This is a genomic window from Mesorhizobium sp. B2-3-5 (genome assembly GCF_006442395.1).
Taxonomy (GTDB): domain Bacteria; phylum Pseudomonadota; class Alphaproteobacteria; order Rhizobiales; family Rhizobiaceae; genus Mesorhizobium.
In genome coordinates this window covers 1-22,946 of sequence record NZ_VFVX01000004.1, presented here as the reverse complement: position 1 = coordinate 22,946, position 22,946 = coordinate 1, and the positions used below count along the sequence as shown (strand labels likewise).

21 protein-coding genes are annotated in these 22,946 nt (G+C 63.8%); 9 read left to right on the top strand and 12 right to left on the bottom strand.

Annotation, left to right across the window (positions count from 1 at the left end):
- The first annotated feature begins 57 nt into the window (after positions 1-57).
- Positions 58-1,500, top strand: a complete 1,443-nt coding sequence (locus FJ958_RS06540) for an MFS transporter (RefSeq protein WP_140740848.1) — start codon at positions 58-60, stop codon at positions 1,498-1,500.
- A gap of 31 nt (positions 1,501-1,531) precedes the next feature.
- On the opposite strand, the gene FJ958_RS06535 is transcribed toward FJ958_RS06540, so the two are convergent.
- Positions 1,532-2,236 carry a nitroreductase gene (locus tag FJ958_RS06535; RefSeq protein ID WP_181176306.1) on the bottom strand — a complete coding sequence of 235 codons (705 nt, stop codon included), beginning with the start codon at positions 2,234-2,236 and terminating at the stop codon, positions 1,532-1,534.
- A 174-nt stretch (positions 2,237-2,410) separates the two neighbouring features.
- Here FJ958_RS06535 and FJ958_RS06530 point away from each other — a divergent pair, with 174 nt between their 5' ends.
- The 5 genes from FJ958_RS06530 (at position 2,411) to FJ958_RS06510 (ending at position 10,087) form a co-directional block, all read left to right on the top strand.
- Positions 2,411-3,007: an XRE family transcriptional regulator gene (locus tag FJ958_RS06530; RefSeq protein WP_246679521.1), complete on the top strand. Its 597-nt coding sequence runs from the start codon at positions 2,411-2,413 to the stop codon at positions 3,005-3,007.
- A gap of 94 nt (positions 3,008-3,101) precedes the next feature.
- Complete coding sequence (locus tag FJ958_RS06525; protein ID WP_140740845.1) at positions 3,102-5,555, top strand: FAD-dependent oxidoreductase; 2,454 nt, start codon at positions 3,102-3,104, stop codon at positions 5,553-5,555.
- Positions 5,552-6,457, top strand: a complete 906-nt coding sequence (locus tag FJ958_RS06520; RefSeq protein ID WP_140740844.1) for a homocysteine S-methyltransferase family protein — start codon at positions 5,552-5,554, stop codon at positions 6,455-6,457. The genes FJ958_RS06525 and FJ958_RS06520 overlap by 4 nt, the downstream gene beginning before the upstream one ends.
- Complete coding sequence (locus FJ958_RS06515) at positions 6,450-7,631, top strand: pyridoxal phosphate-dependent aminotransferase (RefSeq protein ID WP_140740842.1); 1,182 nt, start codon at positions 6,450-6,452, stop codon at positions 7,629-7,631. The genes FJ958_RS06520 and FJ958_RS06515 overlap by 8 nt, the downstream gene beginning before the upstream one ends.
- On the top strand, positions 7,628-10,087 hold the full coding sequence (locus tag FJ958_RS06510; RefSeq protein WP_140740840.1) for an FAD-dependent oxidoreductase: 2,460 nt from the start codon (positions 7,628-7,630) through the stop codon (positions 10,085-10,087). Before FJ958_RS06515 ends, FJ958_RS06510 begins: the two co-directional genes overlap by 4 nt.
- 172 nt (positions 10,088-10,259) lie before the next feature.
- Here FJ958_RS06510 and FJ958_RS06505 read toward each other — a convergent pair whose 3' ends face one another.
- The 7 genes from FJ958_RS06505 to FJ958_RS06470 form a co-directional block, all read right to left on the bottom strand.
- Positions 10,260-10,844, bottom strand: coding sequence for an NAD(P)H-dependent oxidoreductase (locus FJ958_RS06505; RefSeq protein WP_140740839.1), 585 nt, complete (start codon positions 10,842-10,844; stop codon positions 10,260-10,262).
- On the bottom strand, positions 10,844-11,425 hold the full coding sequence (locus tag FJ958_RS06500; protein WP_140740837.1) for an NAD(P)H-dependent oxidoreductase: 582 nt from the start codon (positions 11,423-11,425) through the stop codon (positions 10,844-10,846). Before FJ958_RS06500 ends, FJ958_RS06505 begins: the two co-directional genes overlap by 1 nt.
- A gap of 286 nt (positions 11,426-11,711) precedes the next feature.
- A complete protein-coding gene (locus tag FJ958_RS06490; protein ID WP_140740836.1) occupies positions 11,712-13,115 on the bottom strand; it encodes an FAD-binding oxidoreductase in 1,404 nt (467 codons plus the stop codon).
- On the bottom strand, positions 13,115-14,416 hold the full coding sequence (locus tag FJ958_RS06485) for a cytosine deaminase (protein ID WP_140740835.1): 1,302 nt from the start codon (positions 14,414-14,416) through the stop codon (positions 13,115-13,117). Before FJ958_RS06485 ends, FJ958_RS06490 begins: the two co-directional genes overlap by 1 nt.
- Positions 14,417-14,838: 422 nt before the next feature.
- On the bottom strand, positions 14,839-15,690 hold the full coding sequence (locus FJ958_RS06480; protein ID WP_140740834.1) for an ABC transporter permease: 852 nt from the start codon (positions 15,688-15,690) through the stop codon (positions 14,839-14,841).
- Complete coding sequence (locus FJ958_RS06475) at positions 15,677-16,507, bottom strand: ABC transporter ATP-binding protein (protein ID WP_140740833.1); 831 nt, start codon at positions 16,505-16,507, stop codon at positions 15,677-15,679. Before FJ958_RS06475 ends, FJ958_RS06480 begins: the two co-directional genes overlap by 14 nt.
- A 13-nt stretch (positions 16,508-16,520) precedes the next feature.
- Positions 16,521-17,525, bottom strand: coding sequence for an ABC transporter substrate-binding protein (locus FJ958_RS06470; RefSeq protein ID WP_140740832.1), 1,005 nt, complete (start codon positions 17,523-17,525; stop codon positions 16,521-16,523).
- Positions 17,526-17,812: 287 nt separating this feature from the next.
- Between FJ958_RS06470 and FJ958_RS06465 the strand changes: the two genes are divergently transcribed.
- Both FJ958_RS06465 and FJ958_RS06460 read left to right on the top strand, forming a co-directional pair.
- The gene (locus tag FJ958_RS06465; protein WP_140740831.1) at positions 17,813-18,196 is read left to right on the top strand and encodes a RidA family protein; all 384 of its coding nucleotides are present in this window, start codon (positions 17,813-17,815) and stop codon (positions 18,194-18,196) included.
- A 215-nt stretch (positions 18,197-18,411) separates the two neighbouring features.
- Positions 18,412-19,215 carry a creatininase family protein gene (locus FJ958_RS06460; RefSeq protein ID WP_140740830.1) on the top strand — a complete coding sequence of 268 codons (804 nt, stop codon included), beginning with the start codon at positions 18,412-18,414 and terminating at the stop codon, positions 19,213-19,215.
- Here the strand turns inward: FJ958_RS06460 and FJ958_RS06455 are convergent.
- Positions 19,208-19,729 (bottom strand): tyrosine phosphatase family protein, encoded by a 522-nt coding sequence (locus tag FJ958_RS06455; protein WP_140741262.1) that lies wholly within the window; start codon positions 19,727-19,729, stop codon positions 19,208-19,210. The genes FJ958_RS06460 and FJ958_RS06455 overlap by 8 nt on opposite strands.
- Positions 19,729-20,775 carry a threonine-phosphate decarboxylase CobD gene (gene cobD, locus FJ958_RS06450; protein ID WP_140740829.1) on the bottom strand — a complete coding sequence of 349 codons (1,047 nt, stop codon included), beginning with the start codon at positions 20,773-20,775 and terminating at the stop codon, positions 19,729-19,731. The genes FJ958_RS06455 and cobD overlap by 1 nt, the downstream gene beginning before the upstream one ends.
- On the opposite strand from cobD, the gene cbiB reads away from it, so the two are divergent.
- The gene (gene cbiB, locus FJ958_RS06445) at positions 20,774-21,745 is read left to right on the top strand and encodes an adenosylcobinamide-phosphate synthase CbiB (RefSeq protein ID WP_140740828.1); all 972 of its coding nucleotides are present in this window, start codon (positions 20,774-20,776) and stop codon (positions 21,743-21,745) included. The two genes, cobD and cbiB, sit on opposite strands and share 2 nt — an antisense overlap.
- Before the next feature lie 115 nt (positions 21,746-21,860).
- On the opposite strand, the gene cobO is transcribed toward cbiB, so the two are convergent.
- Complete coding sequence (cobO, locus tag FJ958_RS06440) at positions 21,861-22,469, bottom strand: cob(I)yrinic acid a,c-diamide adenosyltransferase (protein ID WP_140740827.1); 609 nt, start codon at positions 22,467-22,469, stop codon at positions 21,861-21,863.
- Position 22,470: 1 nt separating this feature from the next.
- On the bottom strand, positions 22,471-22,917 hold the full coding sequence (gene cobU / locus FJ958_RS06435; RefSeq protein ID WP_246679530.1) for a bifunctional adenosylcobinamide kinase/adenosylcobinamide-phosphate guanylyltransferase: 447 nt from the start codon (positions 22,915-22,917) through the stop codon (positions 22,471-22,473).
- Positions 22,918-22,946 lie beyond the last annotated feature (29 nt).

Here is a 22,946-nt window from a genome sequence, read left to right as displayed (position 1 = left end):
AAGGGGTATGAAAATCCCGTCTCAGAGTCGGCGCATTCGTTTGGTTCGAACATCCCCATGACTGCTGAACTATCCGCCGGCGCCACGGATCGCGCCGATGTGTCGGCCAGAGCCTTGCTCCTGCTGCCGCTGACGGTCGCCTGCGGTGTGTTCATGACCAGCCTCGATCAGAATGTCGTGGTGACGGCACTGCCCGGTATCGGCGAAAGCCTCGCTCGTCCACCCAGCCAGCTCGGCCTGCTAATCACCGTCTATGTCGCCAGCCTGATCATCTCGATGCCGCTCGGCGGCTGGGCCGCCGACCGCTTCGGCCTGCGCAATGTCTACTGCTTCGCCTTGCTGGTGTTCGCCGCCTCATCGGCCCTGTGCGGGCTCTCGAACGACATCTGGATGCTGGTCGGCGCCCGCGCACTGCAAGGCTTCGGTGGCGCGCTGATGGGCACGCTCGGCCAGGTCGTCATCCTGTCGACCTTTCCGCGCAGTCGGACGCTGAAGATCAACATGTATATCTCGCTGGCCGGCCAGTCCGGACCGCTGGTCGGTCCGCTCGTCGGCGGCGCGCTGACCACTTACATTTCCTGGCGCTGGATCTTCTTCATCAACGTGCCCTTCGCGCTGACGGCGGCCGTGCTTGCCGCCTCGCTGTTTCCCACAGTGACCAAGCCCGTGCGCACGCCTTTCGATTTTCCGGGCTTTCTACTGGTCGGCAGCGGCATGGTCCTGCTGGTCTTCGGCATGGACTCGCTGGCGGCGAAGGACGTCGCTGGGAGCTTGATCGCGGTTGAGCTTGTGCTGGCCGTCGCCATCCTGACGGTCGCCTCCTTCCACTGCCTGCGCGTACGCAATCCCCTCCTCGATCTCAAGCTGTTGCGCATCCGCACCTTCCGCATCTCCTTCCTCACCGGCGGCGGCCTCGACACGATCGGACTCAGCTCCGTCGTCTTCCTGCTGCCGCTGATGTTCCAGCTCGGCTTCGGCATGAGCGCGGTGCAGGCGGGATCGCTGACCTTCGTCGCGGCGGTCGGCTCGGTGATCATGCGGTTCTTCATGCCGCGCCTTCTCAATCGCTTCGGCTTCCGCCGCGTGCTGGTCTTCAACACGCCCGTGGTCGCCGCGATGGTCGCGGGCTTTGCCTTGCTGCAGGCGACGACGCCGGTCTGGATCACGCTCAGCTATATCTTCATCTTCGGCATATTCCGTTCGGTGCAATGGGCTTCGACCGGCAACCTCGCCTATTCCGACATCGCGCCCGAACAGCTCGCCCGCTTCAGCGCGCTCTATTACATTCTGTGGCAGCTCGCGGTCGCCATCAGCGTCGGCCTGGCGGCGGCCATGCTGTCATTCCTCGCCGGCGGCGGCGCGGCCGTCGCCAGCGATTTCCGGATCCTCTTTATGATCGAGGGCGTCATCACGCTCTGCGCGCTGCTCGCCTATCTCAAGCTGACACCGCAGGACGGCGCCCATGTCAGCGGCCACGGCATGCGGATGAACACGGAATAGAAACGACCACGAGCTTGGCCGCCCAGCGGCTCTATTCGCTGAACGTCACCCACTCTTCCAGCGGCACGCGATCGGTGCGGAAGGCGTTTTCCGGCTTGGACGTGTCTTCATAGCCGAGCGCCATGCCGCAGACGACGATCTCCTCGTCGGGAATGTTGAGCACCGGCCGGATCTGCCGGTGATAGGGCGCGAAGGCGGCCTGCGGGCAAGTGTGCAGGCCCCTGCCCCGCGCCGCGACCATGATGTTCTGCAGGAACATGCCGTAGTCGATCCACGAACCCTGGTTGAGGCGGCGGTCGATGGTGAAGATCATGCCGACCGGCGCATCGAAAAAGACGAAGTTGCGGTCATGCTGGGCGCGCATCCTGTCGACTTCGCGTCGGCCGATGCCAAGCACGCCATAGAGACCAAAGCCATTGGCACGGCGGCGGGTCAGGTACGGCTCGAAAAACTGCGTGGGATAGTAGCGATACTCGTCCCAGTCGGCCTTTTCGGCACGGATGCCGGAATTCAGGATGGCGTCCGATATCCGCTGCTTGGTCTCGCCCTTGGTGACGTAGACCCGCCATGGCTGCATGTTGGTGCCCGACGGAGCGCGCGCCGCAACCGCCAGGATGGCGCGGATCGTCTCGTCGTCGACCATGTCGGGCAGAAATGCGCGCACCGAACGGCGTGATATGATCGCGTCATCGACAATCTCGGCATCCCCCGCGATTGGAGCCTTCTTTTCCAGCATGGGCCGTCCCTTAGCCTTTGTGTCGATCGGACGTCCCCGCTCGCCGCTCGAAGAAGCGGAGCCTTTGCATGAACCGTCAAAATCCTGCAAGCAAATCTTGAGCATGGGTGAAAATCTACTTGATTTTTTCATGAGCTTGCTTTCTCATGAAATTCGGATAGAAATTTTCATGACGTGAGCGTTTTGCCCTCCACTACCGCACGAACATTGCAGGGACCTGACGAACGCGTGCTGGCAAGCGACATCAGGGCGCTGCGCAGGGCGCGTGGGCTGACGCTCTCGGACATCGCGCTGAAACTCGGACGTTCGGTCGGTTGGGTCAGCCAGGTCGAGCGCGGCCTCTCGACGCCGTCGCTTGGCGACCTCAGGGCCTTCGCCGAGCTGTTCGGCGTGCCGATCAGCCTGTTCTTCAGCCACGACGTGCCCCAGGAAAACGAGCGCGGCGTCATTGTGCGCGCTGGCAAGCGCCGCACCCTCGGCACCAGCGAATCCGGCCTGGTGGAAGAGCTTCTGTCGCCGGATCTCGGGGGCAGCTTCGAGATGGTGCGCTCGGTCTTCGCGCCGGGCGCGGAGCTGAGGACCGAGGCCCGCCGGCCGACCGAGGAGGCCGGATATCTCGCCTCCGGGCAGTTCGATATCGAGATCGCGGGCGTCTGGCACCGGCTCGGCGAGGGCGATTCCTTCCGCTTCGAAGGCAAGCCCTATCGCTGGCGCAATCCGGGGACCGAGCCGGCGGTTGTCATCTGGGTGGTTTCGCCACCCGTCTACTGAATGCATGTCGCCCAAAACCGTGCGCGGGTTGGGACAACGACATGCATCAAAACAAAAGCAGAAGCGCAGCGCGCTTGAAGTTTGGGAGAAGAACATGGCGGGTTTGCCGAGCACGGCGCGCGTGGTGATCATCGGAGGTGGCGTTGTCGGCACCTCCTCGCTCTATCATCTGGCCAAGGCGGGCTGGACCGATTGCGTGCTTCTGGAAAAGAACGAGCTGACGTCAGGCTCGACCTGGCATGCCGCCGGCAACGTGCCGACCTTCTCCTCGTCCTGGTCGCTGATGAACATGCAGCGCTATTCGACCGAGCTTTACCGGGGCCTTGCCGAGGCGGTCGACTATCCCATGAACTATCACGTCACCGGCTCGCTGCGCCTCGCTCACTCGAAGGAGCGCATGCAGGAATTCCAGCGCGCCAAGGGCATGGGCCGCTATCAGGGCATGGACATCGACGTTGTCGGCGTCGACGAGATCAAGCGCCGCTACCCCTTTATCGAAACCCATGACCTCGAAGGCGCGCTCTACGACCCGAGCGACGGCGATATCGACCCGGCGCAGTTGACCCAGGCGCTGGCCAAGGGCGCGCGTGACATGGGCGCCAGGATCATCCGCTTCTGCCCGGTGACCGGCGTGCGCCGCGAAAAGGACGAATGGGTGGTCACCACACCGCAAGGCGAGATCCGCTGCGAGATCGTCGTCAATGCCGCCGGCTATCGCGCCGCCGAAGTCGGCAAAATGTTCGGCCGCGAAGTGCCGATGATGGTGATGAGCCATCAGTATATCCTGTTCGAGGAAATCCCCGAACTGGCGGCATGGTCGAAGGAACAAGGCAAAAAACTGCCGCTGCTGCGCGACGTCGACACCTCATACTACTTGCGCCAGGAAAAGAGTGGCATGAATCTTGGCCCCTATGAGCGCAATTGCCGCGCGCACTGGGCTACCCACAACGATCCGATGCCGGAGGATTTTTCCTTCCAGCTCTTCCCCGACGATCTCGACCGGCTGGAGCACTACCTAGCCGACGCGGTCGCCCGTGTGCCGATCCTGGGCACCGCCGGCCTGTCCAAGGTCATCAATGGTCCGATCCCCTACGCGCCGGACGGCAATCCGCTGATCGGTCCGATGCCCGGCGTTCCCAACGCCTTCGAGGCCTGCGTCTTCACCTTCGGCATCGCCCAGGGCGGCGGCGCCGGCAAGGTGCTGGCCGAATGGGTCACGCAAGGCCAGACGGAATGGGACATGTGGTCGTGCGATCCGCGCCGCTTCACCTCATTTGCTTCGGCGCCGGACTACTGCGTCGCCAAGGGCATGGAAATCTACGGCAACGAATACGCCATCCAGTTCCCGCGTCATGCCTGGCCGGAAGGGCGCGACCGCAAGCTGTCGGTGATCCATGATCGCATCAAGGCGCTGGGCGGCCGCTTCGATGCCTATAATGGCTGGGAACGCGCCACATGGTACGCACAGGACGGGGACGATATCTCCGAGGAGGCGACACTGACCTTCCGCCGCGACGGGCCTTGGCAGCACCGCGTGCGCGAAGAGTGCCTCGCCGTGCGCGACGCCGCCGGCATCCTCGACCTGCCCGGCTTCTCGCGCTTCAATCTTGAGGGCCCGGGCGCCGCCGAATGGCTGAGCCTGCAGGTCACCGGCCTGGTGCCGAAACCCGGCCGCATCGGGCTCGTCTACTTCGCCGACGACAAAGGCCGCATCGTCACCGAAATGTCCGTCGTGCGCCACGGCGAGGATAAGATGACGCTGATCACCGCGGCGGTGGCGCAGTGGCACGATTTCGAATGGCTGAAATCGCGCATGCCCAGTGATGCCGCCTTCACGCTGACCGACCGCACCGAGGACTATTCGACCCAGATTCTCGCCGGCCCCAATTCGCGAAAAATCCTCGCCGATGTCTGCGACGCCGACCTAACCTTGCCATGGCTGACGCATCAGGAGACAAAGATCGCCGGCCGCTGGGCAAAGCTCGTGCGCGTCTCCTTTGCCGGAGAGCTCGGTTGGGAAATCCACACCAAGATCGACGACACGGCTGCCGTCTTCGACGCGATCTGGGCCGCAGGCCAGAAGCATGGCTTGAAGCCTTTCGGCATGTACGCGCTGGATTCGCTCAGGCTCGAAAAAGGCTACCGCACCTGGAAAGGCGATCTGTCGACCGACTATTCGATCCTGCAGGGTGGGCTGGAGCGTTTCGTCAAATGGGAAAAGCCCGACTTCCGTGGCAAGACGGCGCTGCAGAACGAGAAACAGCAAGGCGTCAAGAAACGCTTCGTCACGCTGGTGGTGGAAAACCCGGGCGATTGCGACGCACCCTACATGTCGACGCTCTGGCATGACGGCCAGATCGTTGGTGAAACGACGTCAGGCGGCTGGGGCCATCGCATCGACAAGTCCATAGCGCTCGGCATGCTGCGCGCCGACCTGACCGAGCCGGGCACCTCTGTCGAGCTCGAAATCTTCGGCGACCGGTTCAAGGCCGTCGTGCAGAAGGACGAGCCCTTATGGGATCCGAAGAACGAGAGGCTGCGCGCATGAAACGTGTCATCCTCACCGATGGCGGGATGGGCCAGGAACTGGTGCGGCGCAGCAAGTCGGAGCCGACGCCGCTGTGGTCGGCCAGGGTGCTGATCGACGAACCCGATCTGGTGCGCGGCCTGCATGCCGAGTTCATCCGCGCCGGTGCCCGCGTCATCACCATAAACACCTATTCGGCGACGCCCGAACGCCTGGCGCGCGAGGGCGCGGAGGAGCTGTTCAAACCATTGCAGAAGCGCGGCATCGACCTGGCCAGGCAAGCGCGCGACGAGGCCGGCGACGTGGCGATCGCCGGCTGCCTGTCGCCGCTTTTCGGCAGCTACGCGCCGGCACTGACCATTTCCTATCAGGACACGCTCGATATTTACCGCCGTATCGTTGCCGAGCAGGCGGATGGCGTCGACCTGTTCCTTTGCGAAACCATGACATCCGCCGAGGAAGCGCGCGCGGCCGTCACCGCCGCGTCGGAAAGCGGCAAGCCGGTATGGGTATCGTGGACGCTTTGCGACCACGGTGAGCCCCGGCTGCGCAGCGGCGAGACGATCGCTGCCGCGGCTAGCGCCCTCAGCGGTTTGCCGGTGGCCGCACGGTTGCTGAACTGCTGTCGCCCGGAGGCAATCGCGGCGGCGCTGCCTGAGCTGATCGAACTTGGCGGCCCGGCTGGCGCCTACGCCAATGGTTTCACGTCGATCGATGCGTTGAAGCACGGCGGCACGGTCGAGGTGCTGCACGCACGTCACGATCTCGATCCGGAGGCCTATGCCGATCAGGCGATGGGCTGGGTCGAAGCCGGCGCCCAGATCGTCGGCGGCTGCTGCGAGGTCGGGCCGGACCACATCGCCGCGCTGCACGACCGGCTGGAAGAAACAGGGTACGAGATTTCGGGAGTAGCAAATGCCTAGACCATCATCGCGCATTTCCGGCATCGTGCCTTCGGGCAAGGATGGCTGGGAGGTTCACTTCGCCGCCTGGGCCCGCAAGGAAGCCGGCGAAGACATCATCATGCTGTCGGTCGGCGACCATGATTTCGACACGCCTTCGCAGACGATCGAAGCCTGCGTGGCGGCGGTTCGCGGCAGCAACCATCACTACACGCCGCTGCCAGGCCTGCCGCGCCTGCGCAAGGCAATGGCCACGGCCTCCACCGCCTGCACCGGCATTGAGACGACGCCGGATCAGGTCATCGCCACACCGGGTGGCCAGGCAGCACTTTACGCGGCCGTGCAGGCCGTCCTCGATCAGGGCGACCACGCCATCGTGGTGGCGCCCTACTACGCCACCTATCCCAACACGTTCAGCGCCGCCGGTGCCAGTTTCACCGTCGTTGAAACACCGGCCGAGGACGGTTTCCAGCCGCGTGCCGACATGATCCGCGCGGCAGTGCGGCCCAATACCCGCGCCATCCTCATCAACACCCCGAACAATCCGACAGGTGCGGTCTACTCGCGCGAGCGGCTGGAACAATTGGCCGAAATCTGCCGGGAGCATGACCTCTGGCTGCTGTCGGACGAGGTCTACTGGACGCTGGGCGGCGGCGAGCATGTCTCGCCGCGCTCTCTGCCGGGCATGGCCGAGCGCACGCTGGTTATCAATTCCATGTCCAAGAGCCATGGCATGACCGGCTGGCGCATGGGCTGGCTGACCGGTCCTGAAGCGATGATCGCGCTGCTCGTCAATCTCAATCTGGTGACCACCTACGGACTGCCGGCCTTCATCTCGATTGCCTGCGCCGAGGCCCTGGAAAACCGGTACGGGGTGAAGGACATCGCGGAACGATACGCGGCGCGCCGCACCATCTTCCTCAACGCCTTGCGTGGCATGAACGATGTGACGGTGCGCGGTTCCGAAGGCGGCATGTATGTCATGCTCGACATCTCCGATGTCGAACCCGACGATGAGAAATTCGCCTTCGCCTTGCTCGACAAGGAGAATGTCGGCGTGATGCCAGGCTCCAGCTTCGGCGAGGCCGCCGCCGGCCATATCCGCATCAGCCTCTGCCAGCCCGAGCCCGTTCTGCAGGAAGCAGCGGCCAGGCTGCGCCGTTTTGCTTCCAACTATCGCCGCGAGGCCGCATGAACACCCCCGCTCCCAAGGTTATCCCCACCAAGGCACGCGCGGTCATCATCGGCGGTGGCGTCTCCGGCTGTTCGGTCGCCTATCATCTGGCCAAGCTCGGCTGGACCGATATCGTGTTGCTCGAGCGCAAGCAGTTGACATCGGGCACGACATGGCACGCCGCCGGCCTGATCGGCCAGCTGCGCGGTTCGCAGAACATGACACGGCTGGCGAAATATTCCGCCGACCTCTACGTCAGGCTGGAAGCCGAGACCGAGGTCGGCACCGGCATGCGCCAGGTCGGCTCGATCACCGTGGCGCTGACCGAGGAGCGCAAGCACGAAATCTACCGGCAGGCCTCGCTCGCCCGCGCCTTCGATGTCGACGTGCGCGAGATTTCGCCCAGCGAAGTCAAGGAAATGTATCCGCATCTCAATGTCTCCGACGTCGTCGGCGCCGTGCATCTGCCGCTCGACGGCCAGTGCGACCCCGCCAACATCGCCATGGCTTTGGCCAAGGGCGCGCGCCAGCGCGGCGCCACCATCGTGGAGAACGTGAAGGTCACCACGGTCCACACGAAGGCGGGCCGCGTTGCCGGCGTGTCCTGGGCACGTGGCGAAGACCAGGGCACGATCGAGGCCGACATCGTCATCAACTGCGCCGGCATGTGGGCGCGCGATCTCGGCGCGCGGAACGGCGTGAACATCCCGCTGCATGCCTGCGAGCACTTTTATCTTGTCACCGAGCCGATCCCCGGCTTGAGCCGCTTGCCGGTCCTGCGCGTGCCGGACGAATGCGCTTACTATAAGGAAGATGCCGGCAAGATGATGCTCGGCGCCTTCGAGCCGGTGGCCAAGCCGTGGGGCATGGACGGCATCCGTGAGGATTTCTGCTTCGACCAGCTGCCCGAGGACATGGATCATTTCGAGCCAATCCTCGAAATGGGCGTCAACCGCATGCCGATGCTGGCCACCGCCGGCATCCATACCTTCTTCAACGGTCCCGAAAGTTTCACGCCCGACGACCGCTACTATCTCGGCGAAGCGCCCGAACTGCGGGGCTACTGGATGGCGACCGGCTACAATTCGATCGGCATCGTCTCGTCCGGCGGCGCCGGCATGGCTCTGGCGCAGTGGATCAACGATGGCGAAGCGCCCTTCGACCTGTGGGAAGTGGATATCCGCCGCACCCAGCCGTTCCAGAAGAACCGCCGCTATCTCAAGGAGCGTGTCTCCGAAACGCTTGGCCTGCTCTACGCCGATCATTTCCCCTATCGGCAGATGGCGACGTCGCGTGGTGTGCGCCGCTCGCCTTTGCATGAGCATCTGAAGGCGCGCGGCGCCGTGTTCGGCGAGGTCGCCGGCTGGGAGCGCGCCAACTGGTTCGCCCGAGAGGGCCAGGAGCGCGAATACCGTTATTCCTGGAAGCGGCAGAACTGGTTCGACAACCAGCGCGAGGAGCATCTGGCGGTCCGTAACAAGGTCGGCCTGTTCGACATGACCTCGTTCGGCAAGATCCGCGTCGAGGGCCGCGACGCCTGCTCCTTCCTGCAAAAACTGTGCGCCAACGACATGGACGTCGCGCCGGGCAAGATCGTCTACACGCAGATGCTCAACCAGCGTGGCGGGATCGAAAGCGACCTCACTGTGTCGCGCCTGTCGGACACGGCCTACTTCCTCGTCGTGCCAGGCGCGACCTTACAGCGTGACCTCGCCTGGCTGCGCCGGCATGTCGGTGAGGCCTTCGTGGTCATCACCGATGTAACCGCCGCTGAAGGCGTGCTCTGCGTGATGGGCCCGGATTCGCGAAAGCTGATCCAGAAGGTCAGCCCCAACGATTTCTCCAACGAAGCCAATCCGTTCGGCACGTTCCAGGAGATCGAGATCGGCATGGGCCTGGCCCGCGCCCACCGCGTCACCTATGTCGGCGAGCTCGGCTGGGAACTCTATGTCTCGACCGACCAGGCGGCTCATGTCTTCGAGGCGATCGAGCAGGCTGGTGCCGAAGTCGGGCTGAAACTCTGCGGCCTTCACACGCTGGATTCCTGCCGCATCGAAAAGGCCTTCCGCCATTTCGGTCACGACATCACCGACGAGGACAATGTGCTGGAAGCCGGCCTCGGCTTCGCGGTGAAGACGGGTAAGGGCGACTTCATCGGCCGCGATGCTGTGCTGAAGAAGAAGGAAGCCGGATTGGCCCGCCGGCTGGTGCAGTTCCGCCTGAAAGACCCGCAGCCGCTGCTCTTCCACAACGAAGCGATCCTGCGCGACGGCAAGATTGTCGGTCCCGTCACCTCGGGCAATTACGGCCACCATCTCGGCGGTGCGATCGGGTTGGGTTATGTGCCTTGCCAGGGCGAAAGCGAGGCGGATGTGCTGGCCTCATCCTACGAGATCGAGATCGCCGGCGAGCGTTTCGCGGCGGAAGCGTCGCTGAAGCCGATGTATGATCCGAAGGCGGAAAGGGTGAAGATGTAGCGGGCCACTTTTCCCTTCTCCCCTTGTGGGAGAAGGTGGATCGGCGCATGGCGCCGAGACGGTTGAGGGGTGTTGGAAGGAATGAGACGCTGGTGTTCACTGGAGCACCCCTCATCCGACCGAGCTTCGCTCGGCCACCTTCTCCCACAAGGGGAGAAGGGAAGTCCTGCGCTCAAAACCTTTCCAGCTTCGCCCGCACCTTCGCCAGGAACGCCGCCCGTGTCCGTGGCGTCGAGGCATCCATCAGATAGTGTGCCAGGAAGAATGTCCGGCAGCGCCTCGCACAGAGGGCCCGCATGCCGCGCAGCAGGGTCTTGCGCCCCGGTTGGCCGACGACGACGCTCCACCAAGTCGGCGCGCCGCAGGTGGTGATGACGCCGACCTTGGTGACATGCGTCATCAGCGACTTGATCCCTCCCTTGCCTGCCAGCTTGAAGGCGATGTCGGTTGCCCACACCCGGTCGAGCCAGCCCTTCAGCATAGCCGGCAGCCCGTACCACCAGGTCGGATAGACGAACAGGATCGCCTCGGCCCAGTTGAGCAGTTCGAAATGCGGCTTCAGCGCCGGATCTTGCGGCGCCCGCTCATTGTAGGTGCGCCGCTCCTCGCAGCCCATCACCGGATCGAACTTCTCCGCGTAGAGGTCGAGCAGCCGCACCTCCCAGCCTCTTCGCCTCAGAACGTCCATGGCGGTGTCGCGGATTGCGGCACAAAAACTTTCCGGCACCGGATGGCAGTAGACGACGAGGACCCGCATCAGAACGCATCCATGCGCGCCGCGACCTTTGTCATGAAGGCCTTCCGCGTCTGGTCGGTCGACATGTTCATCGCGTAGTGCGCGAGATAAGTCACCGGCGCGCCGGGCTTTACCGTGGCGCGCAGCATGCGCTTGATCAGCTTGCGTGGCGGATCGCCCATCAAGATGGCGCGAAACCGGCTGCCGCCATAGGTAGTGACAGCGGCCACCTTCTTGATGTTGTGCAGCGAGGGCCGCACCTTGCCATCGACCAACTTGAACGACACGCCTGGCAGGAACACGCGATCGAAAAAGCCCTTCAGTATCGCCGGGAAGCCATAATTCCAGACCGGGTATGAAAGCACCAGCGCATCGGCCCGCACCAGGCGCTCGACATAGGGTGCAACAGCCTCCCCGGGAGCGCGCTGGTTGTGATAGTCCAGCCTCTCCCTGCGGGTCAGCCGCGGATCGAAATCCTCGGCGTAAAGGTCACAGTCATCGACCGAATGGCCCGCTGCCCTCAGCCGCTCGACGATCATACGGTGCAGGCCGGCATTGAAGCTGGTCTCGACCGGATGGGCATAGAGGACGAGGATGTTCACTGGAGAACATCCCGCAGGTCAGCGCGAGGCACCCCCCTCTGCCCTGCCGGGCATCTCCCCCTCAAGGGGGGAGATTGGCATTTTCGACGTCTCGACTCCGTTCTGGCATTGGTGATTGGCGAAAGCCGAGGCGACTGTTGATCTCCCCCCTTGAGGGAGGTGAGGCGTGGTCCGCGTAGCGGACGGGAAACCAATTGCTTGGCTTTCCGAACAACGAACGCCCGGAGCGACAGCGAAGGGCTGCGGCCGGCAGGCCAGAGGGGGGTGGACGCGCGCGAACCTCTCCTCATCCCACGCTCTGCAGCCCCTTGAACAGGAAGGTCCGGCCCGAACGATAGTCGTAGTCCGGATTTTCCCAGGCGATCATCTTGCCCGGGTTGAGCAGGCCTTGCGGATCGGTCTCGCGCTTGAAGGCCAGCTGCACCGCATCCGTCTGCTTCATCCCGCCCTCCTCCAGCGTATAGCGATGCGGGTTGAAGATCGGGCAGCCATTCTCCTCATGCAGCCGGACGACCTCGTCGAGCCGCGCCTCGGTGGTGAACTTGACCAGCGGCAAGCCGAAACAGGTGATGTTGCCGTCCAGCCGCACGAATTCGAGATGCGAAAAGACTTCGCCTGGAAACATCGCGTCCATCTTCTCGACCAGCGCCAGCTGGTTGGGAAAGGGATAGAGCGACTGCAGATAGGTGATGTCGGGATCGACCCGCAGCGCCCTCAGCGTCGTATGGTTCCAGGCCAGCTCATAGGCCGGCGGCAGACCCTTTTTCTCCTCCGCCGTCGTCGTGGCAGCGCTATAGATCACCGCGCCGCCGGCCCGCCGGGTGAAGGCAAGAAAGGCATCGAGCCCATGCCGCGCCACCATCACGACGCAGATGCTTTGCCCTTCCCTGAAAAACTTCTGGTGCCGTTTGAAATAGAGCTGCGGCACGGGTGCCGATATCGGCGTGATCAGCTTGGTCAGGATGCCATCCTGGCGGGCGAGCGCGTTGCCGTAGCGCGCCGCGCCCATGAAGGTGTCGAAGCCGACGATGACATCGACCCACTCATAGGCCGCGGTCAGCGGCATCTCGACTTCGGTGATGATACCGTTCGTGCCATAGGCGTGGGTCACCTTGTGCAGGTCCTCGCCGGTGAGTTCGAGCACTTTGGGCTCGGCCTCCATGGTCACCACGCGCAGGCGCAGCACATTGCCGAAATCGCGCAACCCGCCGAAATTGATCGAGCCGACGCCGCCCGAACCGCCGGCGATGAAGCCGCCGATCGAGGCGGTGTTGTAGGTGGACGGCGACAGCCGCAATTCCTGCCCGGAATGCGCCCGCGTTGCCTTGTCGATATCGGCCAGGATGGCGCCTGGTCCGGTCACCACGTGGCCCGGGCCGATCGACCTGATCTCGTTCATTTCGGCGAGGTTGAGCACCACGCCTCCCGAAAGCGGCATCGCCTGCCCATAATTGCCGGTGCCGCTGCCGCGCGGCGTCACCGGCACGCCGTGCCGGTGACAGGCGGCAAGCACGCGGATCAGTTCGGTCTCGTTCTTCGGCGTCACGATCAGGTCGCCGGTGACATGGTCGAGCTGCTGTTTCAGGACTGGGCTGTACCAGTAGAAGTCGCGGCTCTTCTGCTGGACGATGGCCGGATTATCGTCGAGTTTTATCCCGTCGAGATCACGTTTGAGCGCCGAAACGTCCATTATTCCACCATCAGTTCGTCGAGTTCGGCATAGTCGGGCAATTGCCGGTCGATCGCGCGCCCGGCGCGCACGACGATGCGATCCGATTCGGGCCGCGACAGCAATTCCGTCCAGCTCCGGCCTTTGAACAGGATGAAATCGGCATCGCCGCCGGCGGCAAGCGTGCCGAAGCCGTCGAGCCGCATCACGTTCGCCGGCGTCGCGGTGACCGCTTGCGGCCAATCGGCGACCGGATGGTCGAAATGCAGGATGCGCGTCGCCATGCGGTAGACCTCCAGCATATCGAGATCGCCATAGGCATAGAAGGGATCGCGCGTGTTGTCGGAAGCCACCGCGACCGGAATGCCCCTCGCCCTCATCTCGTGCAGCAGCGTCACGCCACGCCAGCGTGGGGTCGTGTGGTCGGTCCGCCGGTCCTGCAGATAGAGATTGCACATCGGCAGCGACACCACCGCCAACCCGGCCTTCGCCACCTTGTCCAGCGTGTCCATCACTTCGAGGTCGGGCTGACGCGCCAGCGAGCAGCAATGGCCGACGAGGATCTTGCCCTCGAAACCGTTCCAGAGTGCGGCCTCGGCGATCTTCTTCAGTGAGATGGCCGCGATGTCGTCGGTCTCGTCGGCATGGAAATCGAGATCGAGCCCATGCTTGATCGCCTGCGCGAAGACATGGTCGAGCAGCTCTTCCAGATCCGGCACCATATAGGTGACGACGCCGAGCACGCCCTTGGCGGCGGCAACCCGTTTCGCCAGCCTGTCGAACCATTTCCTATCGCGCACGCCCTCGATGCCGAGCAGGCAGGCGCCCTGCAATTCGATGCGGCCGCGCCACGTCTCGCGCATCGCTTCGAACACCGGCCAGGAGATCTCCTCCTGCGGCGCGACGCTGTCGACATGGGTGCGCAGCGCCCTGGTGCCATGCGCGTAGGCCGACCGCAACGAGAAATCCATGCGCCGCGCCACATCCTGCGCGCTCCAGCGGGCAGCGCGGTCGGCCTCGGTGGCATTCAACGCGCCCATGAAAGTGCCGTCGGGATTGGGTCTTCGCGGCCAGATATGGCCCTTGTCGATATGCGTGTGGCAGTCGACGAAACAGGGCAGCACGATACGGCCGGCAAGATCGACGGCACCCGCCGGCGTCGTTGCGCGGCCACGCGCGGCGATGCTGGAAATCCTGCCGTGGGCGACGCTGATGTCAGCAAGCGCAAAACCGTCGCTGTCGAAGTTTGCAGCTAGGTCGGGCGTGAGCGACTGATGAAGCCGAACATTAGCGAGGTGATAAGAACCAGATGTCGGGATCAAGCCCTATCTCCCTCTGTCCAATATAACACCGTCCCCTCAAGGCGGCGTTTGGACTGGAGATCTTGTGAACAGGCGTGTGGAGACATCGCGAACAATCTTGCGCTGCCGTTGAGCTCGGAGGAAACGGCATGGATCCTAGGGTCTACGCGTCCGCTTCGCTCCCGCTTCGCCCTAGAATGACGAAGAGAAAGGATGCCGCCGCCAATCGCAAACGTCGAAGATACCGGGGTTCCTACGAATCTCCAGCATTGGCGATTTGCATTTGCCTTCCCGTCCTTCGTCATCCACGGGCGAAGCGGGAGCGAAGCGGACGCGTAGACCCGAGGATCCATGCCGTGACGACCACCGAAGAATGCGGCGGTGTAAAACCGTCTGCGATGTCTGCGCACGTCTGTTCGCGGTGTCTCCGGCCTGAACATCCCCTACCGCTCCTGCTTGAGCGCGCTTTCATGCCAGCGCCGCAAAATGAGATGCGAGATCAGCGACAGCACCAGGAAGATCAGGATTCCCGTCAACGAAATCAGAAATAGCGCCGCGAACAGTCGCGGCGCGTTGAGCCGGTAGCCGGCCTCGATGATGCGCGAGGCAAGCCCCGACGACTGGCCGGTGGCGCCAGCGACGAACTCGGCCACCACGGCGCCGATCAGCGACAGGCCGCCGGCGATCTTCAGCCCACCGAGGAAATACGGCATCGCCGCCGGCAGCCTGAGATAGCGCAGCTGCTGCCAACGCGTCGCGCCGTCGAGCTTGAACAGGTCGCGCAGATTACGGTCGACCGAGTTGAGGCCGAGCGTGGTGTTGGACAGGATCGGGAAGAAGGCGACGATCCAGGCGCACAGCAGAAGCTTGGTCGTCTGGTTGTCGACATAGATGTTGATCAGCGGGAAGATCGCCACGATCGGCGTCACCTGCAGCACGATGGCGAACGGGAAGAACGACATCTCCACCCATTTCGATTGCGCGAACAGGACCGCCAGCCCGACGCCGCCAACAACGGCCAAAAGCAGGCTGAGGAAGGTGATGCGCAAGGTGACCAGGAGTGCCGAGAACAGCAGGCCGGCATCGTTGTAGAGCGTCCACAGCACCACGCCGGGACGCGGCAGGATATATTGCGGGATCGCGTTCCACACGCAGACGCGATCCCACAGCCAGATGGCCAGGATCATGATCGCCAGCGGCAGCACCCAGCGGCCGATCCGCTCGAGCCGCTCCTGGCGCACCCGGCGCGCTTCCTCCGGGTCGAGCTTGAGCACCCGCTCCTCAATGGCCGTCATGGTGCGAGCCTGCTGTTGAATTGATGGCATTGACCAGCACGTCCGAGGCTTGCCGGCAAAGGGATGCGTAGTCCGGCGAGGTGCGAAATACCTCATCGCGCGGATAGGATGCCTCGATCGCAAGTTCTTCGAAGACCCTGCCCGGTCGCGCCGCCATGACGACCACCCGATTGGAGAGAAACACGCTCTCGAAGACGCTGTGGGTGACGAAGACGACGGTGAAGCGCTCGTCCTGCCACAGTTCCAGCAGGTCATTGTTGAGCTTGAAGCGGGTGATCTCGTCGAGCGCGGCGAAAGGCTCGTCCATCAACAGCACGCGCGGCCTGGTCACCATGGCGCGCGCGATCGACACGCGCATCTTCATGCCGCCGGAGAGCTCGCGCGGCACCGCATCCTCGAAGCCAGTCAGGTGAACCCGTGCCAGCATCTCCGTTATCGCCGGAGCGGCCTTGGCGCGGGACATGCCTTTCAACCTGAGCGGCAGCCAGACATTGTCGAAGACGCTGGCCCAGGGGAGCAGGGTCGGCTCCTGGAAGACGAAGCCGATGTTGGCGCGATCGAGCGAACCGCCGCCACGCCAATCGAGCGTGCCCGAGGTCGGCGTCGACAGGCCGGCGATCAGCCGCAGCGCCGTCGATTTGCCGCAGCCTGACGGGCCGAGCAGGCTGAGGAAATCGCCTTCCCGGATCGTCAGATCGACATCGCTCAGCGCCGTCACGCCATTGGAAAAGACCTTGCCGACGCCACGCAGCGCCAACAATGCCGGAGCGACGTCCGACGCATTCGCTGGCGCTTGCGCCACCTTTTCCCTTATCATGCCGGGACCCGGCCTATTTCTTCAGCTCGAGCCCCACGCCCTTGTTGACGAAGGCCAACGTATAGGCCTTCTTGATGTCGATGCCGCCGGGTGCGACCTTGGCCTTGACCATCTTGTCGTAGAAACTCTTGATCCGCGCATCCGTCATGGCCCCGATGCCAAGCTTTTCGGTGTCGCCCGAATCGGCAAGACCGAACTTCTTCATCTGCTCGATCGAGAAAGCGATCTGCGCGTCCGTCATGTCGGGATTGTCTTTCTTGATCATGTCGTTGGCGGCCTTGTTGTCGCCGTAGAGATATTTGTACCAGCCCTTGGCCGAGCCATCGACGAAGCACTGGACCACCTCCGGCTTCTTGTCGATCGTATCCTGCATCACCTCGATCGTCGTCGAATAGGTGTCCCAGCCATAGTCGGCCAGCAGGAACTGATTCGGCACGAAGCCGCCTTCCTTCTGGACCGCGAACGGCTCTGAAGTGACGTAACCCTGCTGGATCGACTTCTTGTTGGCGATGAAGGGAGCGGTGTTATAGGTGTAAGGCACGCGCTTGGCGGCATCGAAGCCGAGCTCGATGACCATCCATTGGAAGAACGTCTGCACGCCCTCGTCGCCCAGAATATACTGGTCGGCGTTCTTCAGATCCTCCCATTTGTCGAGCCCTTCGCCGGGGTGTGACATGATGACCTGTGGATCCTTCTGGAAGTCGGCGGCCACGACTCGCATCGGAATGCCCTGCTGCACGGCATCGAAGGCCGACAGCAGATTGCCGCCCATGTAAAAATCGATCTTGCCGGCCAGCAGCATCGGCCGCCCGCTGACCTGCGGGCCGCCCTGCATGATGGTGACATCGAGGCCGCAGGCGGCATAGGTGCCATCGGCCACGGCCTGGTAATATCCGCCATGTTCCGGCTCGGCCAGCCAGTTGGTGCCGAAGGTGGCTTTTTCATTCGCCGCGGCCCCCAGCGTGCCGGCGGCCAGCAAGGCTACCACGCCCACCGAGATCTTCTGTTTTCCGTACATCGACACCACCCTTTGTTTGCTCCGGCGCTCCACGCGCCAGGCTCGACACCAAAGATTCAAGAAGCAAGACACATGCCACTGGCGTCTCACGCCGGGACCCGCCCGCCTGCACCACAGCCATCTGCGAAAGCCGGAAAGGTCGTGCTGCACCGGAGGCATCGTGCCCATTTTTTGAACGCCTGTCCACAATCGCACCGGCGACATGCACCGCCATCTTGAAGCTGTGCACCGCCATCTTGAAGCTGTAATGAAACCCGTCCCAGGCTGACGGCAAACCGGAGATTGCCATGTTCAAGTTTCTCACCCCCAAGTCGATCAAGCCGCCCTTTGCCCGCTATAGCCACGGTGTCGAGGTGCCGGCCGGCAAGCGGCTGGTCCTGTGCTCGGGCCAGGTCGCCATCACGGCGGACGACCAAATCCCCGAGGACGCTGGCGCCCAGGCCGAGCTCTGCTTCCGCAACATCGCGGCGGTGCTCGGCGAGGCGGGGCTGGGACTGCAGGACATCGTGAGAATCAATGCCTATGTCACCGACCGCGCATATTTGCGGCCCTATATGGATGTCCGCGACCGGCTGTTTTCGAGCCCGGCGCCGGCCTCGACGCTGATGATCGTTTCCGGCTTTGCCAGGTCCGAATTCAAGGTCGAGGTCGAGGCAATCGCGGCAGGATGAGAAGCGCCGCGCTACGAATCGACTGGCCGATGGTCTAAAGTCAAACTATCAAAGGCTGGCGCCGCCCCTCATCCGCCTGCCGGCACCTTCTCCCCGTATAGTGACGGGGAGAAGGAAGAAGCTGTGACGTTCGCGTTTTCCTCTCCCCGTTCTTCACGGGGAGAGGGTAAGGGTGAGGGGCAGCGCCGACGCGCTTCAGTTTCTTCGAGGTCAAAATGGACAATAAAAAAAAACGCGTCTGGTGGGGCGATTACCGGACCACCGAATATGCCTCGGTCGATCCCGAGACGACGATCGCCGTGTTGCCGGTTGCGGCGATCGAACAGCACGGGCCGCATCTGCCTGTCTCGACCGACACCTCGATCATGAACGGCATGCTCGACACGGTCATTTCGCGTCTGCCCGACGATCTCGACATCCGCATCCTGCCGGTTCAGGCGGTGGGCAAGTCGAACGAGCATCTGCACGCGCCGGGCACGCTTACCCTGCCGGCAACGACATTGGTCGAGGCCTGGACCGAGCTTGGCCTGTCGGTCGCGCGCGCCGGTGTGCGCAAGCTCGTCGTCGTCAATTCGCATGGCGGCAATGAGGAGATCATGGGCATCATCACGCGTGAATTGCGCGTCCGCGAAAAGATGCTGGCGGTGAAGACGAGCTGGCAGCGCTTCGGCCGCCCGGCCGGCATGTACACCGAACTCGAGGATCGGCACGGCATCCATGGCGGCGACGTGGAGACGTCGCTGATGCTGCATTTCCGGCCGGATCTGGTCGACATGGGCAAGGCCGACAATTTCGTTTCCAACGTCGCCAAAGCCGAGAAGGAATTCTCGCTGCTGCGCCACACCGGCACCCACGCCTTTGCCTGGCTCGCCAGCGACCTGAACCCGAACGGCGTGGTCGGCGACGCCAGCATCGCGACAGCCGAAAAAGGGCGCTTGACTGCGGAACATCAGGCCGGCGGGTTCATCAGCCTGCTCAACGATGTGCGCGAGGCAAAGCTCGCGGAGTGGCTTAGATAGTCTCCTGAGCGTCGATCTTCAGCGCAAAAGGCGTGCCCTCGAAGGCGTCGGCGCCACGGCCGATCGACAGGATCGCCTCAATCATGCGGCCATTGCGATCAAGCAGGGCATCCGCCACGGCAATCAGGCGCGGATTGGGTGTCGCCGAGGGGGATAGCGTCCGCAATGTCTGAGCCAATTCGGCCTCGTCGCGTTTCGGCGCCAGGGCGGCGGCGATGATATAGGCCGAAGCGGTCGAACGACTGATGCCTGCATAGCAATGCACCACCATCGGCCTTGCCCTATCCCACCGGCGCGCGAAATCGAGCAGGTTGCGCACGTGATCCTCGCCCGGCATGGTCATGCCGTCCTGCGCTATAGCAATGTCGTGCATGACCAGATGCAGATGGTTTTCCCTGGCGATCGAGGCCGGGCGCACCACCTCGGTTCCGGCGGCGAGCAGCGACAGCAGGCGGTCGGCACCGGTCCTCGCCACCGTTTCCTCGACCTTTGCCAGCGAACAGACATGGATCATCATCGCGCGATCTCCCTGGCGCCATCGTCGCGCCGCGAAGCCCAGCCGGCAAGAGCGAATTCGAGCCGCCGCCATTCTTCGTCACTCCCCGGCAGGCCTGCGCGCAGGACATGCGGCCGGTCGGAGAAATGCCGCAGCAGGATACCGTGCTCGCCAAGCGCGGAAAACAGGCCGGCGGCATCCGCCAGACCGAGATAGCGGAACAGCGTGGTACCACCGGCAACGGACACGCCGAAGCGGCCGAACAGCGCGTCGAGCCGCGCCGATGCCTCCGCGAGCGATATCCGCATCGCGTCCTGCCAGCCGATATCGGCGAGCGCGCGGATACCATATTCCAGCGCCGGACCGGCGACGGCCCATGGGCCGAATTGCGTTTCCAGCAGGTCCACCGTTGGCGTATCGGAAAGCGCGAATCCAAGCCGCACGCCGGCCAGGCCAAAGAACTTACCGAACGAGCGCAGCACGACGATGCCGCCCTGGCCGACATCGCCTGCGAGGCTGTGTTCGCGCGGGCCGACATCCATGAAGGCCTCGTCGACGACCAGCAGGCCGCCTCTGGCGCGCAATCCTGCGGCGAGCACCAGCAGCCGGTCGCGCTCGATGACGCGCCCATCCGGGTTGTTGGGATTGACGATGATGGCAAGGTCGGCGTCGGCGAGCGCCGCAAAATCGCTGACCCCGGACACCTCGTGCCCGGCGATTGCCGCCGCCCGGGCGTGTTCGGCATAGGTCGGCCCCAGCACCAATGCCTTGCCGGGTCTGATCAGCGATGCCACGCGCGGCAACAGGATCTGCGTGCCGGGCGCCGCGACGACATTTGCGGGCGACGGCGCACCATAGGTGCTGGCCGCGATCTCTGTAAGCTCACGCCCGCGCCCTGTTTCCGGCAATCGCGACAGCGAGGTGGCGGGCAAGTCGAAAAGCGGGTAGGAGTGCGGATTGATACCGGTCGAGAGGTCGACGAAAGGCAGCAAGGCGTTGGGGAAAAGCGCCCTCGCCCGGCCAAGACTTCCACCATGGTCCACCGCTCCTTCAAGAAGCTTCATGTCAGTCCTGATCGCTTTCCTGTCACTGGCCGTCGAATTCGTCCTGGGTTATCCGGACTGGCTGTTTCGCGCCATCGGTCATCCGGTGACGTGGTTCGGCAGCCTGATATCCTTTCTCGATCGCAGGCTCAACCGCGCCACTGATACCGACGCGCTGCGTCGCCAACGCGGCGTCCGGGCGCTTCTGGTCATCGTGCTGGTACCGGCGGTGATCGGCCTTTGCGTGCAGATCCTTCTGCTCTGGTTCGTTCCCCTGGGACTGATCATTGCCGCCCTTCTGGCGACGTCTTTCCTGTCGCAGAAGAGCCTGTATGAACATGTCGAGGCCGTGGCGGACTCGCTCGACTCGGGTGGCCTCGCCATGGGCCGTGTCGCCGTCTCGCGAATCGTCGGTCGTGACCCGGAGACGCTCGACAGGGCCGGCGTCTGCCGCGCGGCGATCGAAAGCCTGGCCGAGAATTTTTCCGACGGCATCGTCGCCCCCGCCTTCTGGACAGGCGTCGGCGGGCTAGCAGGAGGTGCTGCCTACAAGGCGGCCAACACCGCCGATTCAATGATCGGCCACCGCACCCCGCGCCACGAGGCGTTCGGCTGGGCGGCGGCGCGCTTCGACGATTGGATCAACCTGCCGGCGTCGCGGCTGACGGCTCTGCTGATCGTGCTGGCTGCTTTCCTGGTCAAGGAAGCCGATCCCCGCAACGCCTGGACTGCGGTGTGGCGCGACGCCAAAAAGCACCGTTCGCCCAACGCCGGCTGGCCGGAAGCGGCCATGGCCGGAGCGCTTGGACTCGCGCTCGCCGGACCGCGCAGCTATGGCGGCGTGGTGGTCGACGACGTTTTCATGGGCGAAGGCGGCCGCCGCGACGTCGACAGCGGCGACATCAGGCGGGCGTTGCAACTCTATCGGGTCGCCGACTACCTGCTGATTGCGCTGTTCGGGATGGTCTCGGTGATTGTCATCGTGGCGTGACGTTACCCTCCCCCTTGTTGGGAGGGTCGGCGCGTAGTGCCGGGGGAGCGGTGGGCCCCCACCCCGCTCCGCTTCGCGGATCGACCCTCCCCACAAGGGGGAGGGTAAAGAACTCTCAGAACTCGATGCCTTGCTGCGCCTTCACGCCGGCCGAGAAATGGTGCTTGGTGACGCCCATCTCGGTGACCAGATCCGCCGCCTCCACGAGCGCCGGCTTGGCGTTACGGCCGGTGACGACGATGTGCAGGCCTTCGCGCCGCGCCTTCAGCGCCGCAACGACCTTGTCGAGATCGAGATAATCATAGCGCAGCGCGATGTTGAGCTCATCGAGCACGACCAAGCTGATCGAAGGATCGGCGATCAACTCCAGTGCCTTGGCCCAGGCGGCCTCGGCGGCGGCGATGTCGCGCTTCAGGTCCTGCGTCTCCCAGGTGAAGCCCTCGCCCATCGCGTGCCAGACGACACGGTCGCCGAAAGCAGCGAAGGCATCCTTCTCACCGGTGTGCCATTTGCCCTTGATGAACTGGACGACACCGACCCGCTTGCCATAGCCGAGCATGCGCAGCGCCAGGCCGAAGGCGGCTGTCGTCTTGCCCTTGCCCGGCCCCGTATTGACGATCAGCAGCCCCTTCTCGACGGTTTTGCTCGCCACCTCGGCATCCTGCACCGCCTTGCGCTTGGCCATCTTGGCGCGATGGCGTTCCGCATCCTTGTCTTCGGTCATGTCATTTCACCTTCAGCGGCAGCCCCGCCACCATCAACAGAACCGTGTCGGCAACCGCCGCGACCTGCTGGTTGAGCCGTCCAGCGTCATCGCGAAAACGGCGCGCCAGCGCATTGTCCGGCACAATGCCTTGCCCGACTTCATTGGACACCACGAACCACGGGCCGCGCGGCCGTGACAACACGTCCGCCAGCCGCCGGCACTCGGCGGCGACATCGTGATCGGCCAGCATGTGATTGGTCAGCCATAGCGTCAGGCAGTCGACGAGCACCGGCTGGTTGTCGGGCAAAGCCTCGAGCGCACCGGCAAGCTCGAGTGGCGCGTCGATGGTCGTCCAGCCGTCTACGCGCCGCGAGCGGTGCAGCGCGATGCGCTCACACATCTCGTCGTCATAGGCTTCGGCTGTGGCGATATAGATCCATGGCGAGGGTAAAGTCGTCGCCAGGATTTCGGCGTGGGGGGGGGGGGGGGGGGGGG

Excerpts from the sequence above, each read along its gene's own strand:
- FJ958_RS06540 (WP_140740848.1), top strand. The coding sequence starts at position 58 with ATGACTGCTGAACTATCCGCCGGCGCCACGGATCGCGCCGATGTGTCG.
- FJ958_RS06535 (WP_181176306.1), bottom strand. The coding sequence starts at position 2,236 with ATGCTGGAAAAGAAGGCTCCAATCGCGGGGGATGCCGAGATTGTCGAT.
- FJ958_RS06525 (WP_140740845.1), top strand. The coding sequence starts at position 3,102 with ATGGCGGGTTTGCCGAGCACGGCGCGCGTGGTGATCATCGGAGGTGGC.
- FJ958_RS06520 (WP_140740844.1), top strand. The coding sequence starts at position 5,552 with ATGAAACGTGTCATCCTCACCGATGGCGGGATGGGCCAGGAACTGGTG.
- FJ958_RS06515 (WP_140740842.1), top strand. The coding sequence starts at position 6,450 with ATGCCTAGACCATCATCGCGCATTTCCGGCATCGTGCCTTCGGGCAAG.
- FJ958_RS06510 (WP_140740840.1), top strand. The coding sequence starts at position 7,628 with ATGAACACCCCCGCTCCCAAGGTTATCCCCACCAAGGCACGCGCGGTC.
- FJ958_RS06505 (WP_140740839.1), bottom strand. The coding sequence starts at position 10,844 with ATGCGGGTCCTCGTCGTCTACTGCCATCCGGTGCCGGAAAGTTTTTGT.
- FJ958_RS06490 (WP_140740836.1), bottom strand. The coding sequence starts at position 13,115 with ATGGACGTTTCGGCGCTCAAACGTGATCTCGACGGGATAAAACTCGAC.
- FJ958_RS06480 (WP_140740834.1), bottom strand. The coding sequence starts at position 15,690 with ATGACGGCCATTGAGGAGCGGGTGCTCAAGCTCGACCCGGAGGAAGCG.
- FJ958_RS06475 (WP_140740833.1), bottom strand. The coding sequence starts at position 16,507 with ATGATAAGGGAAAAGGTGGCGCAAGCGCCAGCGAATGCGTCGGACGTC.
- FJ958_RS06470 (WP_140740832.1), bottom strand. The coding sequence starts at position 17,525 with ATGTACGGAAAACAGAAGATCTCGGTGGGCGTGGTAGCCTTGCTGGCC.
- FJ958_RS06465 (WP_140740831.1), top strand. The coding sequence starts at position 17,813 with ATGTTCAAGTTTCTCACCCCCAAGTCGATCAAGCCGCCCTTTGCCCGC.
- FJ958_RS06460 (WP_140740830.1), top strand. The coding sequence starts at position 18,412 with ATGGACAATAAAAAAAAACGCGTCTGGTGGGGCGATTACCGGACCACC.
- FJ958_RS06455 (WP_140741262.1), bottom strand. The coding sequence starts at position 19,729 with ATGATCCATGTCTGTTCGCTGGCAAAGGTCGAGGAAACGGTGGCGAGG.
- cbiB (WP_140740828.1), top strand. The coding sequence starts at position 20,774 with ATGTCAGTCCTGATCGCTTTCCTGTCACTGGCCGTCGAATTCGTCCTG.
- cobD (WP_140740829.1), bottom strand. The coding sequence starts at position 20,775 with ATGAAGCTTCTTGAAGGAGCGGTGGACCATGGTGGAAGTCTTGGCCGG.
- cobO (WP_140740827.1), bottom strand. The coding sequence starts at position 22,469 with ATGACCGAAGACAAGGATGCGGAACGCCATCGCGCCAAGATGGCCAAG.